Annotated in this window: 9 protein-coding genes; 5 read left to right on the plus strand and 4 right to left on the minus strand. The window is 62.3% G+C overall.

The window, feature by feature from the left end; translation table 11 throughout:
* The first annotated feature begins 286 nt into the window (after nt 1–286).
* The 4 genes from ABWL43_RS16070 (at nt 287) to ABWL43_RS16085 (ending at nt 6,211) form a co-directional block, all read left to right on the plus strand.
* Entirely contained in the window at nt 287–571 is a 285-nt protein-coding gene (locus tag ABWL43_RS16070) for a DUF6124 family protein (protein ID WP_404483087.1), read from the plus strand.
* A 173-nt stretch (nt 572–744) separates the two neighbouring features.
* Nucleotides 745–1,986: an exonuclease SbcCD subunit D C-terminal domain-containing protein gene (locus ABWL43_RS16075; protein ID WP_404483088.1), complete on the plus strand. Its 1,242-nt coding sequence runs from the start codon at nt 745–747 to the stop codon at nt 1,984–1,986.
* Entirely contained in the window at nt 1,983–5,621 is a 3,639-nt protein-coding gene (locus ABWL43_RS16080; RefSeq protein ID WP_404483089.1) for an AAA family ATPase, read from the plus strand. Before ABWL43_RS16075 ends, ABWL43_RS16080 begins: the two co-directional genes overlap by 4 nt.
* Nucleotides 5,618–6,211: a glutathione S-transferase gene (locus tag ABWL43_RS16085; protein ID WP_404483090.1), complete on the plus strand. Its 594-nt coding sequence runs from the start codon at nt 5,618–5,620 to the stop codon at nt 6,209–6,211. Before ABWL43_RS16080 ends, ABWL43_RS16085 begins: the two co-directional genes overlap by 4 nt.
* Before the next feature lie 126 nt (nt 6,212–6,337).
* Here the strand turns inward: ABWL43_RS16085 and ABWL43_RS16090 are convergent, their stop codons facing one another.
* The 3 genes from ABWL43_RS16090 to ABWL43_RS16100 all read right to left on the minus strand — a co-directional run bounded on the left by ABWL43_RS16090 (nt 6,338) and on the right by ABWL43_RS16100 (nt 8,123).
* Entirely contained in the window at nt 6,338–6,517 is a 180-nt protein-coding gene (locus ABWL43_RS16090) for a hypothetical protein (RefSeq protein WP_145166200.1), read from the minus strand.
* Nucleotides 6,518–6,673: 156 nt separating this feature from the next.
* Nucleotides 6,674–7,849, minus strand: coding sequence for a lactonase family protein (locus ABWL43_RS16095; RefSeq protein ID WP_145166201.1), 1,176 nt, complete (start codon nt 7,847–7,849; stop codon nt 6,674–6,676).
* Entirely contained in the window at nt 7,836–8,123 is a 288-nt protein-coding gene (locus ABWL43_RS16100; RefSeq protein WP_119735885.1) for a DUF5629 family protein, read from the minus strand. The genes ABWL43_RS16095 and ABWL43_RS16100 overlap by 14 nt, the downstream gene beginning before the upstream one ends.
* 141 nt (nt 8,124–8,264) lie before the next feature.
* On the opposite strand from ABWL43_RS16100, the gene ABWL43_RS16105 reads away from it, so the two are divergent.
* A complete protein-coding gene (locus ABWL43_RS16105) occupies nt 8,265–13,175 on the plus strand; it encodes a hypothetical protein (protein ID WP_404483091.1) in 4,911 nt (1,636 codons plus the stop codon).
* A 102-nt stretch (nt 13,176–13,277) separates the two neighbouring features.
* Here the strand turns inward: ABWL43_RS16105 and ABWL43_RS16110 are convergent, their stop codons facing one another.
* Nucleotides 13,278–15,653 (minus strand): RND family transporter, encoded by a 2,376-nt coding sequence (locus ABWL43_RS16110; protein WP_404483092.1) that lies wholly within the window; start codon nt 15,651–15,653, stop codon nt 13,278–13,280.

A 15,653-nucleotide genomic window follows, 5' to 3' on the forward strand; every position in this document is an offset into this window, starting at 1 on the left:
TCCCTTTAATTTGCGGGAAGTTTCCTAGACAATCCTTCGGCCTTGCGCCTGCCCACCTCACTGGCTAGCCTTCGCTCCGTCGCTGCATATCAGCGATCAGGGGTGAGATCCTGTGTAGGCGCCAAGTGTCACAACCGCGAGCGATATGCTCTATGGCGGCTGTGTGCGGGCAGACTTCGGTCTGGCCGGGTGCTCCTACCGGTTATCTCACCCCGCACATAGCTGCCACCTTTTGTCGAGTGAGATCTGCAAAAGAATGGCTCCCAACCTTCTAGGAGTTTCATTCATGAACAAAATCGTCCCCGACCCACCCCGCGAAATTTTTGAGCGTGCCCTGCGCCATTACTTGCAACCCGATTCACTGCCGTCCTTCGTCGCCCATCACGACCTCAGCTTCGAAGACGCCCTGGCCCAAATCTGCGACCTGCTGCGCTGCGCCGCCGCCACCGCGGCCGGCACCACGCAAACGCTGCTCGGTGATGAACGCGACATGGCGAGCGCCACCGAACACCTGATCAACAACGCCAAAACCTTGGCCGACCGCGCGCTGAACTGCCTGCACGCCGCATAACCCCTGTGGGCGCTGGCGTGCCTGCGATACAGGCACCTCGGTCTTTCAGTCAAACCGAGGCGATACCATCGCAGGCAAGCCAGCTCCCACAGTTGATCTGGGCCAGCCGCGGGCACCGAACCTGCTTTTACAGGTAAACTCCCCTCCTTTTCATCTTCTCCCCGGAGTTCGCCTTGCGTCTGTTCCACACCTCCGACTGGCACCTCGGCCAAAACCTGCATGGCCAGGAACGCGACTTCGAACACGCCTGTTTCCTCGAGTGGCTGCTGGGCCAATTAAAAGCCGAGCAGCCCGATGTGCTGCTAATCGCCGGCGATATCTTCGACACGGTCAACCCGCCGCTCAAGGCCCAGGAGCGGCTGTACGACTTCATCATCAGCGCCCACGAACACAACCCGAAACTCACGATTGTGATGATCGCCGGCAACCACGACTCCGGCTCGCGCATCGAATTGCCCGCGCCGTTGATGCGCCGCCTGCGCACGCATGCCTTGGGCCGCGTGCTGTGGCTGGATGACGGCCAACTGGATGCCGAGCGCCTGCTGATCCCGCTGCCTGACGCCAAAGGCAAGATCGCCGCCTGGTGCCTGGCGCTGCCGTTTTTGCGCCCGGCGGAAGTCACCGGCGCGCACTTGGGCGACGACTACCTGCGCGGCATCGGCCAGGTGCATGAATGGCTGATTGCCGCCGCCAATGCCAAACGCAAAAAAGGCCAGGCGCTGATTGCCATCAGCCATGCGCATATGGCCGGTGGTTCGGTGTCGGAAGACTCCGAGCGCAGCCTGATCATCGGCAATGCCGAGGCGCTGCCCGCCAGCCTGTTCGATGCCAGCGTGAGCTATGTGGCCCTGGGCCATTTGCACAAGCCGCAAAAGGTGAACGGTGAAGAACGCATTCGCTACAGCGGCTCGCCGATTCCCCTGTCGTTTTCCGAAATCGGCTACAAGCATCAGATTCTCGACGTGGTCTTCCAGGGCCAACGCCTGGTCAGCGTCGAGCCGCGTCTGATTCCACGTTCGGTCAACCTGCAACGCCTGGACGCTGCGCCGCTGGCGCAGATCCTCAAGCAACTGGCGGATCTGCCCGACATCGACCTACTCGCCGAGACCCAACGCCACCCGTGGCTGGAAGTGCGGGTGCGCCTGGACGAGCCGCAACCGGACCTGCGCCAGCAAATCGAAACCGCCCTGCAAGGCAAGGCCGTGCGCCTGGTGCGCATCGCCGCCGAATATGCCGGCAAGCGCGGCAGCGACGCCACCGACGACGAGCGCCTGGTCGAACTCGACCAGCTCACGCCCCAGGAGCTGTTCAGCCGCGCCTGGCAGGACAACTACGGCAGTGAAGTGGATGAACAGACCTTGAAGGATTTCGCCGTGCTGCTCCAGGAAGTGCAACAGGCGGGTGAACAGCCATGAAGATTCTTGCCATCCGCCTGAAAAACCTTGCCTCACTGGCCGGCCCGTTTGAAATCGACTTTACCGCCGAGCCTCTGGCCAGCGCCGGGTTGTTTGCCATCACCGGGCCGACCGGCGCGGGCAAAAGTACCTTGCTCGATGCCTTGTGCCTGGCGCTGTTTGGCGCGGTGCCACGCCTGGGCGATACCGGCCAGGCCAAGATGCCGGATGCCGACAGCGACATTTCCATCGGCGACCCACGCACCCTGCTGCGCCGCGGCACCGGCGGCGGTTATGCCGAGGTGGACTTTGTCGGCGTCAGCGGCCGTCGCTACCGTGCACGCTGGGAAGCCAACCGCGCCCGCGACAAGGCCAGCGGCAAGTTGCAGAACAGCCGGCAAAGCCTGATCGACCTGGACAGCGACCAACTGCTGGCCAGCCAGAAGACCGAGTACAAGACCCAGCTGGAACTGGCCCTGGGCCTGAATTTCGAGCAGTTCACCCGCGCGGTGCTGCTGGCGCAAAGTGAATTCAGCGCGTTCCTCAAGGCCAACGACAATGAGCGCAGCGAACTGCTGGAAAAGCTCACCGACACCGCGCTCTACACCCAGCTTGGCCGCCGCGCCTTCGACAAGGCCAAGGACGCCAAGGACGCGCACAAACAACTGCAAGACCAGGCCACCGGCGTGGTGCCATTGGCCGCCGAGGCCCGTGCCGAACTGGATCAACAGCTCGCCACGGCGCAGCAGCAGCTCAAGACCCAGCAGGCCCAGCTCAAGCAGTTGGAGTTGCAGCACACCTGGCTCAAGGAGTTGCGCGAATGGCAGGAGCGCCAACAAAGCGCGACTGAGCAACTGCAACGCGCGCAGGCCGATTGGGAGGGCCAAGGCCAGCAACGCCAGGACCTGAGCCGCCTGGAGCACTTGGCGCCACAACGCCATCAGTTTGCTCGACAGGCTGAACTCGGCACGTTGTTGACGCCGCTCGCCGCGCAGATTCAGCAACACAGCGAGCAGCAAACCGCGTTGCACACGCGTCAGGAGCAGGCGCAAGCCCAGCAAGCGGCGGCCCAGGCAGCACTGGCTGAGGCGCTGAAGCACCAGGCCGACGCCGTGCCCTTGTTACGCCAAGCCTTTGAAGCACAAAGCACCCTCGCCCACCTGACCAAGGACCTGGCCAAACGCACCGAGGACCAACAGCAACACGAAGTCGCCTGCACCCAAGGCCAGACCTTGTTGAAGGGCTTGCAGGACAAACACACCCACGTTGCCGAACGCCTGCAACGCCTGGCTGCCGAGCTGGAGCGCAGCGCCGCCCTGGCGCCGCTGAGCGATGCCTGGAGCGCTTACCGCGACCGTCTGCAGCAGTTGATGCTGATCGGCAATCGCTTGAACAAAGGCCAGAGCGAACTGCCGCAGCTGGAACAACGCGCCACCACCGCCGCCGAGAAATTCGCTCAGCAACGTGACGCGTTGGACCTGTTGTATCAGGAAGCCGGCGCCGAGCCACACGCGGTCGCCGAGCAGATCCAACTACTGGCGAGCCTCTTGCAGGACAACCGCAAGCAGCAACGCGCTTTTGAAGACCTGACGCGCCGGTGGGACAACCAGCAGCAGCTGGATCAACAGGCCGCCAGCCTGACGCAGAAACTTGCGGACGCGCAGCAACAGCGCGAACAACTGAACCAGACCGGTCTGCAAACCAAGGCCGAGCTGGCCGTCGCCGAGCAAACCTTGACGGTGACCAAGCAACTGCTCGAACGCCAACGCCTGGCCCGCAGCGCCAGCGTCGAGGAATTGCGCGAGCAGTTGCAGGACGACCAGCCCTGCCCGGTGTGCGGCAGCCATGAGCATCCCTATCACCAGCCTGAAGCCTTGCTGCAAAGCCTCGGCCGCCATGATGAGAACGAAGAAGCCACGGCGCAGAAAGCCGTCGACGTGCTCAAGGAAAAACTCACCGAGCTGCGCGGCGAAGTGGGTGGTTTGATCGCGCAACAAAAGGAGTTCCTGCAACAGCAGGAGCAACTGGCGACGCAGCAACACGCGCTCAAACCCAGCCTGGATGCACACCCGCTGTCGGCCTCGCTGTTCAACCAGGACGCCGCCAAGCGCAGCACCTGGCTGGCCCAGCAACTGGCGCAGCTGACGCAAAGCATCACCCAGGACGAACAACGCCAGGGCGCCCTGCTCAACCTGCAACAAAATGCCGGGCGTTTGCAGCAGCAGTTGCAAGCCGCTCAGGATGCGAGCCAGCAAGCCCGGCAGTTGCTGGTGGACCAGCAACGCGAGCTGTCCAACGACCGCGAACGTCTCGACGAAGAGCTGCATGCCTTCGCCAGCCTGCTGCCCGCCGAAACCCTCGAAGGCTTGCGCCGCGAACCGGCCGCGACCTTTATGCAGCTCGACCAGCAGGTCAGCCAGCGTCTGGAGCAGCTGGGCCATCAGCGCGATGAACTGGCCGAGCAGCAGGAACGTCAACAGGCCATCGAGAAAGAACAGACCCATCAGCAGCATCGCCAGCAGCAACTGGACGTCTTGCATCAGCACGTCACCGAGTTGTCCGCGCAGCGACAGGCCGCGCAGGAGCAACTCACGGCGCTGCTGGGCGATCACGCCAGCGCTGAACAGTGGCAGCAGCAACTGGATCAGGCGGTGGCGCAGGCACGTCAGCGCGAAACCGACGCCAATCAACAGCTGCAAGACCTGCGTAATGCGCTTATTCAACTGGCTGCCGACCTCAAGGCGCAGCAGGAACGCCAACAGGCGCTGACTGCTGAGCAGCACAGCCTCGACGAACGCCTGGGCGAATGGCGGGCGCTGCACCCCGAGTTGGATGACGCCGGGCTCGCGCGCTTGCTGGCCTTTGATGACAGCCAGATCAGCGCGCTGCGCCAGCAGGTGCAACACAGCGAAAAAGCCGTCGAACAAGCCAAGGTGCTGCTGCACGAACGCGAGCAACGCCTCGCCGAGCATCAGGCCTTGCACAACGGCAACCTGGACGCCGAGCAACTCGATAGCAGCCTGGCCACGCTCAACCAGCAATTGGCCGAGGGCGAAAAACACTGCGCCGAGTTGCGCGCGCGCCAGGCCGAAGACCAGCGCCGCCAGGACGCCAACCACGCGCTGGCCGAACAGATCACCCAGGCTTATGAAGAATGGCAACGCTGGGCGCGCCTGAATGCACTGATCGGTTCGGCCACCGGCGACACGTTCCGCAAGATCGCCCAGGCCTACAACCTGGACTTGCTCGTGCACCACGCCAACGTGCAACTGCGCCAGCTGGTGCGCCGCTATCGCCTCAAACGCGGCGGCAGCATGCTCGGGCTGTTGGTGATGGACACGGAAATGGGCGATGAACTGCGCTCGGTGCACTCGTTGTCCGGGGGCGAAACCTTCCTGGTGTCGCTGGCGCTGGCGTTGGGCCTGGCGTCGATGGCGTCCAGCACGTTGAAGATCGAGTCGCTGTTTATCGACGAAGGTTTTGGCAGCCTTGATCCGGAGTCGCTGCAATTGGCGATGGACGCCCTGGACGGTCTGCAGGCCCAGGGCCGCAAGGTGGCGGTGATTTCCCACGTACAGGAAATGCACGAGCGCATCCCGGTGCAGATCCAGGTCAAGCGTCAGGGCAATGGCTTGAGCACGCTGGAGGTCAAGTGAGCGAGGCGCTGCTGTATTCGTTCCGGCGCTGCCCGTATGCGATGCGCGCGCGCATGGCGTTGCGCTACGCGGGCGTGCCCGTGCAGATCGTCGAGGTGAGCCTGAAAGCCAAGCCGGCCGACATGCTCGCGCTGTCGCCCAAGGGCACGGTGCCGGTATTGAGCGTGGGCGGTCGGGTGATTGAGGAAAGCCTGGAGATCATGCATTGGGCCCTGGCGCAGCACGACCCTGATGACTGGTTGCTCAAGGGCGACCCGCGGGTACTGGACCTGATCGCCGAGAACGACCAGGCTTTCAAACATCACTTGAATCGATACAAGTACGCCGAGCGCTATCCGGAGCAGCCGATGGAACATTATCGGGCCGAGGGTGAGGTGTTTTTGCACAAGCTGGAAGGTTTGCTGGCGGGGAATGAATACTTGTTGGCCGACCATTTGAGCCTGGCCGATGTGGCACTGGCGCCGTTTGTGCGTCAGTTCGCGCATGTGGATCGCGAGTGGTTTGCCGGCACGGAGTATCACCGGTTGCAGGCCTGGCTACAGCGTTTTCTGGAATCACCGCTGTTTGCAGCGGTAATGGCAAAACCCTGAACCCAACACAATCACCTGTGGGCGCTGGCTTGCCTGCGATACCGACAACTCGGTGCAACTGACACACCGAGTTGCTTTCATCGCAGGCAAGCCAGCGCCCACAGGTGACCGTCGCTCAGCTCACGCTCAGTGCTGGGTCTTGTGATCCAGTGCGGCGTAGAAGTTGGCGCTTTGCTGCAGGTATTTCTGGGTGTAGGCGCTGGTGCTGGATTTTTTGCCGGAAACTTCCACGCTGGCGGCGGCAGGCAATGCCACGGTGGCGGAAACAGCGGAAGCGGCGATGATGGAGAAGAGGTTCAAGTTCATGTCGGTGACCCTTGTGTTCGTTGGTTTAGGTGGCCGGTAGAGGCCTTGGAACCCAACTTACGCCCGCGGGCTGAACCTTGGTAATGTTTTGAAACAGTAGCCGCTATTAATAGAATTAATACACCGAGTCAGGCCCCGCATGGCGGGGCCTGTGGCTTATTGACGCACCAGGAACTTCAGGTCACTGGGGGCATCGATCGGCAATTTCTGCACGGTTTTACCCAGCAGGCCGGTCTTGGGGTCGCGTTCGACGACCACGATTTCGTTGCTTTTCTGGTTGGCGATCAGCAAAAACTTGCCGCTCGGGTCCAGGCTGAACTCGCGCGGGTGGTCGCCTTCCACGGAGCGGCGCTGCAGTTCCTTGAGGTGCGCGGTGGCCGGGTCGATGCTGAACACCAGCATCTGGTTGGCGGTGCCGCGGTTGCTCACGTACAGGAATTTGCCGTCGCTGGAGGCGTGCAGCGCCGCGCCGGCCTTGTCGGCCACCGGCTGCCCGCCAGCAAAGTCCACCAGTTGGGTCTGACTGAGCTTGCCGTCGTTGTAATCGAACACGGCAACCTGGGCGCTCATCTCGGTGGTCAGCCAGGCATGCTTGCCATCCGCGCTGAACAGCAAGTGACGCGGGCCGCTGCCCGGTGGCATTGGCACGGCGGCAGGGTTGGCCGGGGTCAGCGGCAGTTCAGGGTTGGCCTTGGGGTCGTAGTGGTAGGCAAACACTTTGTCGGCCCCCAGGTCCTGAACGAACACGTATTTGCCGTCCGGCGATGACACCACCGAATGCACATGGTTGGAGGCCTGGCGCTCCGGGTTTACCCGGCTGGACGGATGCCCGCTCAGTTGCACCGGCGCCGACAGCTTGCCAGCGGCGTCAACCGGCAGCACTGCGAGGCTGCCACCCGGATCTTCGAGTACCGAATAGTTGGCAACGAACAGGTAACGTCCATCAGCGGCGAGGCTGGAATGGGTGGGTTCATTGCCCAGGCTCTGCACCTGGTTGATCAGGGTCAACTGATGGTTCTGCGGGTCAATGCTGTAGCTGCTGACGCGGCCGACCGGGTCTTTCTGGCCCGGGCCGTTCTCGTTGACCACGAACAAATGCTTCTGGTCTTTGGAGATCGTCAGCCACGACGGGTTGGCTGCCTTCGCGGCCAGTACCGGCTTGCCGCTGAATTGGCCGGTACGGCTGTCAAACTGCAGGCGGTAGATACCCTCGCTGGTACCGGCGGTGTAGCTGCCCACCAGCAGTTCATAGGTGTCTGCCGGTGCGGCTTGCACCGACATGGCACCGACACTGCCCGCCATCAGCAGGGGCCAGAATTTACGCATCATCATCCGCTTCATCCTCGTCGTTATTGTTGCCGGTGAAAGCGCTCATGCAAATCAGGCGGTGCTCGCCCGAATCACCGGTAAGGGTCCAGCTTTGCAAGGTGTCATCGAAGGTGGCGGCCTGCACCTGCTCCAGGCTGAAACGCCAGCGTTTTTCAGCACGGCCGTCCATGGCGGTGATCAGCAAGGCCTGTTCATCAAAGGTGAAATCAAAGGCATGCAGCCCATCGATTTCAAGCATGTCGGAAGTCTTCAGGACGGCAGGCAGATTATCGGTCATCACAGTCTTTCATCAGGTTCAAAGCGCTAATGATAGGCCAGTTTGCTGCCCGCACCTAAAGCCATAACGGGCTACCGCCTCCGGGCGACGCAGCGCATTACTTTGCAAGGGTGCGTTTTGATCCCCTGTAAAGGAATACCCATGACAGACCCGAACACCGTCCCTGCTGCACACCCGGCCCGACAAGCGGTTGAAGCCCGGTTTCTCACTCGCCCGACACTGCGCTCCGTCACCGCGCAGTTGCTGGCCGACCACTTGAAAGAAAAATACCCGCCGCTGAGCTATCCGCTTGCGGACCTGCGCCTGGCCATACCCCGTGACGGCGGCGGACGCAGCCTGTTCCCGCTGCTGGAGGTGGCGCTCAGTCACCTGGCCGATGGCAGCTTTCCCGATGTGTCCATGCGCTACGGCCTGGACTGTTACCTGGGCGACGCCACGGGTACCCGGCTGACCTTTGAGGCCAATGGCCGGCACGACTACGACCTGGCAGTGATCGAAGCCGTTATCAGAGAATTGCCGCTGATTCTGAGCATCGCCTTTCAAGACGCCCTGGCTGCCTACTGGAGCCAGGACACGGATGCCGGCGGCAGCCGCTGGCAGTGGCTGGCCCACGTGCTGCAAGGCGCGCTGCTCGACTCGGCCATTCGCCAACCGGGGAACCTGGCACGACAGCTCGATACGCTTGTCACACTGGCCCGTTACCCCGACCGAAGTACGCGCGCCCAGCGCCCTTGGCCGCAGAAGGCCGTGCGTGCCTATACCCTGGAAACCGTTCTGGAGCAGGCAGGCAGCCGACTCACCCTGCAAGCCAGCGATGTGCTGGTGGTCGCCCCTGCGCAGGTGTTGCTGTGCCGCGTATCGGGGCAGATCGAGGCGTACGCCGACCTCGATGCCTTCGGCCAGGCCTGGGGAATGCACCTGCAGCAGCGTTTTCGTGCGCAGCGGATGACCTGGAAGCAGTACGAGCCCGACGGCAATATTTTCGAGGTACAAGCCGCGCTCATACTCGAGGGGCAGTTGGACACTCTCGCGGCCATTGAGCTCCCGGCCGGGTCCAGCGTGCAGGCCCTGGAGCTGCGGTTTGCTGGCGCTACAAACCCGGCGCAGGTCTTCAGCCACTCGACTACCACACCGCTGGCAACCCTGAATTCGATCCGCGCAGCCCTGCCCGCCTGGCTGCAGCACGCCGGCGCGGCCGAGCGCCTTGCTTACCGTGAGTGCCTGCTTGAACAGGCCGGTATTCGCCGCTTGACCCTTGGCGATTCAGATTTCGACAGCCTGGAAACCCTGCGCAGCTATGCAACCGAACATTTGAATCAGCAACTGTGCCTGGATCGCAGCGTCGCCATGGGTGGCCGACGCGCCTGCGACGATGCCGCTCGGTCGAGCGGGTACCACGCCGACGATTTGCAACTAACCTTTCACGTGGCGGTGGGCACTCTGGCCGGCGGTTATGTCGAACCGGTGACCCTGAGCCTGGTCGATCTGGCCCTGAAAAACCTCTCGGGCGCGCCCAAAGGCCGCATGACACTCAGCCACCGCACCGGCCGGGTAATCGAACCCTGGCTGACAGCCGACGGCCTTCGCCAACTGGTCCAGCGTGTCGACATCGGCAACAATTACCCTCATTACCTGCGCCAGGCGCTGCTCAGCGATACCGAGGCCGCACAAAAACGCACACGACTGTTCGAACAGCAACGGCCGGTGCAGCTGAAAACCCAAGCGCTGGAGCACAAGCTAAAAGGCGAAGCAGGCCTGACATCGCGCGGCGTTCAGTGGGTGGAGGCCGTGCTGAACCCAGCCCCCACGGGGCGCCAGGTTGGCGGTGAAAGCCTCGTCATGCGGGTGCTGGCCTTGGTGCGCAAGCCCGGCGCCACGGCGGACGTGGTGCAAAACATGTTCATCATCGAGCCCCTCGATACGCAACGAGGCCCGCACCTGCTGTATCGGCCGGCCTATCGCGACTCGCTGCTGGAGTTTGCCAGTCGCGACAGCCTGCTGGCCGCCCTCGTACGGCCCGGCGCGTTGCAGGACAGCGTCTTGACCTGGTTGCCGGACTCGGCCAGGGCCATCTACAGCAACGGTGGGTTTACCCAGCCCCACTACGTGCGGGTCGGCCTGGGCTCGGAATTCGACCCGCTGCCGCGCGTGCCTGAACCGGCGCAATTGGCCGCCGCGGGCGACCAGAGCAGCGACGAAATCCTCCAGGCCCTGAACAATGGCAGCCTCATGGAGTACCTGTTTGGCTGCGAAACTCAGCAACTGCTGGCGCAGGCTGAGCGCGAGTCCACGTCCAATAGCGAGAGCCGCTGGGCGTTGATCCTGGAAGGTATGCAGCTGGGCTTCAACACCCTGCTGATGGCCGTGCGCGGACCACTGGCGGCAATCGGCTGGCTGATGCAACTGGTGCAGGGCCTCACGCACGATGTGCCAGCGCTGGAAAGTGACGACCCTCAGACGCGGGCGCTGGCGTGGGTCGATCTGCTGCAAAACATCGCCCTGCTGCTGGTGCATCAGGGCTCGCTGACGGCGGCGCCGGTACACCCTGCACGTGAGGAAGCCTTGCCCACGCAGCCGGCGTTGCGGCGAGCAGTTTTCGGCCCGGCAAACAGCCCGCCGGCGATCATTGAACGTGGCACGGTCGGCCTGCCTTCCGAACCGCCCGGCGGTGGCCGCACGCTGCTGGATTTCGATCATTCGCTGGCCAGCGACGCTGCATCGGCAGCGCTGCTGGAAAAACTGCGGGCATTCAGCGTGCCCTGGCCGCAGCCCGCACCTGCACAGGTCCGCCTCGGGCGTCACCTGGGTTTGTACAACCTCAACGGGGTCTGGCATGCCTCGGTCGGTGGGTTGCTGTTCAGGGCCAGCATCGTTCCCGGTTTTGGCGACGTGTATATCGTGCACCCCGAAAAAATCGACCACCCCGGCATCAAGCTTTGCACCGATGGAAAAGGCCATTGGACACTGGACCGCGGCCTTAAGCTGGTGGGCGGTGGCCCCAAGCGGATGGCGGCCTTGCGCGAGGAAAACCAGCGTAGAAAAAACGAGCTGCTCGCACGCGCGCAGGCACTCGATACGCAAATAACCCCCTTGATGGCGCCCTTCCTGGCATCGATGGAGCGCATGTGGTCCGCCGCCACCGCCTTGAAAAACCAACGCAAAACCGTGCAATTGGTCTGGAATCTTCTGCAAAAAGCGCCGCCCGAGCGGCGGCCCGCCCTGTCGGCGCGGCACCAGCAGGAGACCCTGAACCACCAGCAACGACGCACCGAGTTTCAGATTCTGCTGCAGAACCTCGAAGACCAATTTGCCCAGTCCCTCCCCTCACGCCTGGAAATGGTCAAGGTGGGCCAGGAACTGGAAAAGGTCGGCGGCGCCGGCGTGCACGTGCTTGATCGGGCAAAAATCCTGGGGACCATCTGGAACCAGCAGTCGGCCATCCAGACGTTGTTGGTGGACCGGTTGAACGCCATGCGTTTTTCCAGCGCGGGCGAGCCCATGGCGCAGATGGCGCGCAGGATGTTTGTCGACAACCTGCTGGGAGACACCGCCGTCTACGACGAATACATCCGCAACACGGTTGAATCGGCCAATATCCGCGAGCACATGGCCGAGGTCGCGGCGGCCATGGAGCATACGCTCGAACAACTGGAACATGACTCGGTGGCGGGCCGTGTGATCCGCCAGGAATGCCTGACGCTGATCCAATACCCGCAGAATTTTTTCGCCAACAACCTGAGGCTCAGTGCGCTCAATTACCTCGCCGCCGCCACCCTGGCGACGGCCGACCGACGACTGCCACCCCTGGAGGAGTTTTACCTCAACCGCCTCGAACAGAGCGACCTGGCCCAAGCCCTGCAGTCTCACGTGGAAGTGCGCAGCGGTGCCGAGTACCCGCTGGCCGAGCAACGTAATGTGTATGAGACGGTCCTTGACCGGTACCGCCGTCATGAGGATGCGATTCGCGCCCTCAAGGCCCTCAACCCTGGGCGCCTGCGCCCGGAGGCCGAACGCCTGCTGACAGGTCTTGAATTTGCCCAGGCGCTTGCGCAAAGCGAACTTGAAGCGGTGGTACGCAAGCAGGAAGAGCTGGACGTCGAGCTGCCCTTATCGAAAACCCTGCGTCCCAAAAACCCGGCCAAGCGCGTGTTCAAAACCCGCAAAAAGGCGTACTTCATCGGTGAGCTCAAGCCTGCCGATGCCCAGAACAGCCAGGAGCAGCTCACCCTCACCGACGCCTTGACCGGCGAAACCATTGCCTCGTTCAGACGCCACGAAGACGGTTGGGCCAACACCGCGAAGGACCCGGCGGCTGCCCCGGCAGGCACAGCCCAAGGTCGCTCACTGGCAACCCTCAAAGGCCTGGCCCAGGCGCTGATCGAACAACGCAAAGGCATTGAACAGCTGATCACGGCCGAGCAGCAAAAACTCGACTCGCCGCTGACCCGTCAACATGTCGACCCGAGTGGCTGGAATGAATTGCTGATGGGCCACGCCGGAAAGCTCACGGCTTTGGCCGATGAGTTGGCACGCGACCATTTGGCGCAAAAGACCGCGGTGCAACGCCTGATCGATGAATACCGGGCACACGCCCGGGACATCGGCCGGCTGGCGCAGCGCGTGTGCAGTGAGGCGTACAAACGGCAATGGCCGACCCAGGAGAGCCTCAATTACCTGTGGGAACAAAAACAGATCGACATCAACCTGACCAGCCTGGCCGACCCGCAGCGCCCGACCCTCAGCGGCGACTTCTTCACTGAGTACGCGGTGTACGACAAGGCCAAAAAACCACCGGTGGTGTTGTGGTATGCGCACTTTCATTACGCCAATGCCGACGCCCTGCCCGCCGACTACACGCGGGCCCACCTGAAGCTGCCGGAACAGCGCAAGTACACACAGAAGGACCTGCTCAAGCAACATGTCCAGGCCGACCTTCATACTCACACGGAACCCGGCGGCGAACCGCTGACCCACATTCTGTATGTGCTGATTACGCCGCCCGTGGATCAGTTGTTCCTGGCGATCGCGCCAATGCCACGGGCCCTGCGCTGACGCCGTGCCCTGAGCATTGCGCTGGGCCACTTCACAACCTGAGATGCCGTGTGGCAAGGGCATTGCACCCTTGCCACACGGCACTGCACGACGGTGTCGGGCTCAGTGTGCAAACAGCGAGTTGCCCTTCTGCCCCGCGAGTTTTTCAGGCTTGATCAGGAACCGTGCCAGCGCCGGCAGCAGCCACAACGCACCGAACATGTTCCACAGCAGCATGAAGGTCAGCATCAGGCCCATGTCGGCCTGGAACTTGATGGCCGAGAAAATCCAGGTGCACACCCCGATAGCTAGGCACAAGCCGGTGAACAGCACGGCTTTGCCGGTCGATTTGAGGGTTTGGTAGTAGGCCTCTTGCAGTGGCAGGCCGGCGCGCAGGAAGCTTTCCAGACGGCTGTAGATGTAAATGCCGTAGTCCACGCCGATGCCCACGCCCAGCGCCACCACCGGCAGGGTCGCAACCTTGACACCGATGCCCATGAACGCCATCAACGCGTTGCCCAGCACCGAGGTCAGCACCAGCGGCAGCACGATGCACAGGGTGGCGGCCCACGAGCGGAAGGTGATCATGCACATGGTCGCCACGCACAGGTACACCAGGATGAGGATGGTCAGTTCCGACTCTTTGATCACCTCGTTGGTCGCCGCTTCGATCCCGGCGTTACCGGCGGCGAGGATGAATTCCAGGCCGTCCTTGTTGTTTTCCTTGGCGAAGTCCTGCACCGCATGCACCGCGCGGTCGAGGGTTTCGGCCTTGTGGTCGTTGAGGAACACCAGCACCGGCGCGAGCGAGCAATTGTTGTTGTACAGGCCGTCGGCGCGGGCGATGGAGTTGTTCAGCACGTCGGGGTTGCGCGACAGGGTTTCCCATTTCAGGTTGCCCTCGTTCATGCCCTTGATCATCTGCTTGGACACGGTCACCAACGAGATCGCCGATTGCACGCCTTCGGTATTCTGCATCTTCCACATCAACTGGTCGATGGGCGCCATGGTTTCATAGCGCGAGCAGCCTTCGGCACGGGTCTTGACCATTACCACCAGCACGTCGGAGCTGGTGGAGTAGTTGTTGATGATGAAGTTGTTGTCCTTGTTGTAGCGCGAGTCCGGGCGCAGTTCCGGTGCGCCCTGGTCGAGGTCGCCGATTTTCAGGTTCTGGCTGTACCAGAGGCCGCCACCGAAGGCGATCAGCGCCAGCAGGATGGACACCGGCGCGACTTTGGCGCTGGCGAATTTGGACAGCAGGCGCCAGAACGGGTGTTCGCGGTGCGCGTCCTTTTTGCTTTTGGCGATGGCGCGTTTACTGATGCCTACGTAGGAGATCGCCACCGGCAGCAGAATCAGGTTGGTGAACACGATCACCGCCACGCCAATGGAGGCGCCGATGGCCAGCTCGCGGATCACGCCGATGTCGATGATCAGCAAGGTGATAAAGCCCACCGCGTCGGCGAGAATCGCGATCATCCCCGGCAAAAACAATTGCCGGAACGTGCGTCGGGCGGCGGTCAGCGCGTTGTCCGCCTCACTGGATTGCAGGGCAATGCCGTTGATCTTCTGCACGCCGTGGGAAATACCGATGGCGAAGATCAGGAACGGCACCAGCATCGAATACGGGTCGAGGCCGAAACCGAAGAAGTGCATCAGGCCGAGCTGCCACACCACCGCCACCAGCGTGGTGCTCAACACCGCGACGGTGCTGCGCAGGCAGTTGGTGAACCACAGCAGCAGAATCAGGGTGATGACGAATGCGATGCCGAAGAACATCACCACCATGACCAGGCCGTCGATCAGGTCGCCGACCTTCTTGGCAAACCCGACGATGTGAATCTTGACGTTGGGGTTTTGCGCTTCGAACTTGTCGCGGATCTTGTCTTCAAGTTCGTGGGAAAACTTGCGGTAGTCCAGGGCCAGCAACTTGCCCTGATCCTGTGGGTCCGGGTAGGACTCCAGCAGCGGAATGTCGACAATGCTCGACTTGAAGTCGTTGGCCACCAGGCGCCCCACCTGGCCGGACTTGAGCACGTTGTTGCGCAACTGGTCGAGGCTTTCCGGCGAGCCGTTGTAGCTCTGCGGGATCACTTCGCCGCCGGCAAAACCTTCCTCGGTGACCTCGGTCCAGCGCACGCTGGGGCTCCACAGCGACTTGAGGCCCGAGCGGTCAACGCCGGAGATGTAGAACACCTCGTCGTTGATCTGGCGCAGGGTCTCCATGTACTCCTTCGTGAAGATGTCACCGTCCTTGGCCTCCACGGAGATGCGCACCGTGTTGCCCAGGTTAGCCAGGTCGTTGCGGTGTTCCATCATCTTTTCGATGAAGGGGTGTTTGAGCGGGATCATCTTTTCAAAACTGGTGGAGGGGCGAATCAACGTCGCCTGCCAGAACAGAAAAATGCTCACCAGCAGGCAGATGACGATCACTGCCGGGCGATTGTTGAAGATCAGGCGCTCAAGAAAGGTCGCTTTATCGTTGTGATGACTGCTCAT

The sequence above is a fragment of the Pseudomonas sp. HT11 genome (assembly GCF_044875395.1).
Taxonomy (GTDB): domain Bacteria; phylum Pseudomonadota; class Gammaproteobacteria; order Pseudomonadales; family Pseudomonadaceae; genus Aquipseudomonas.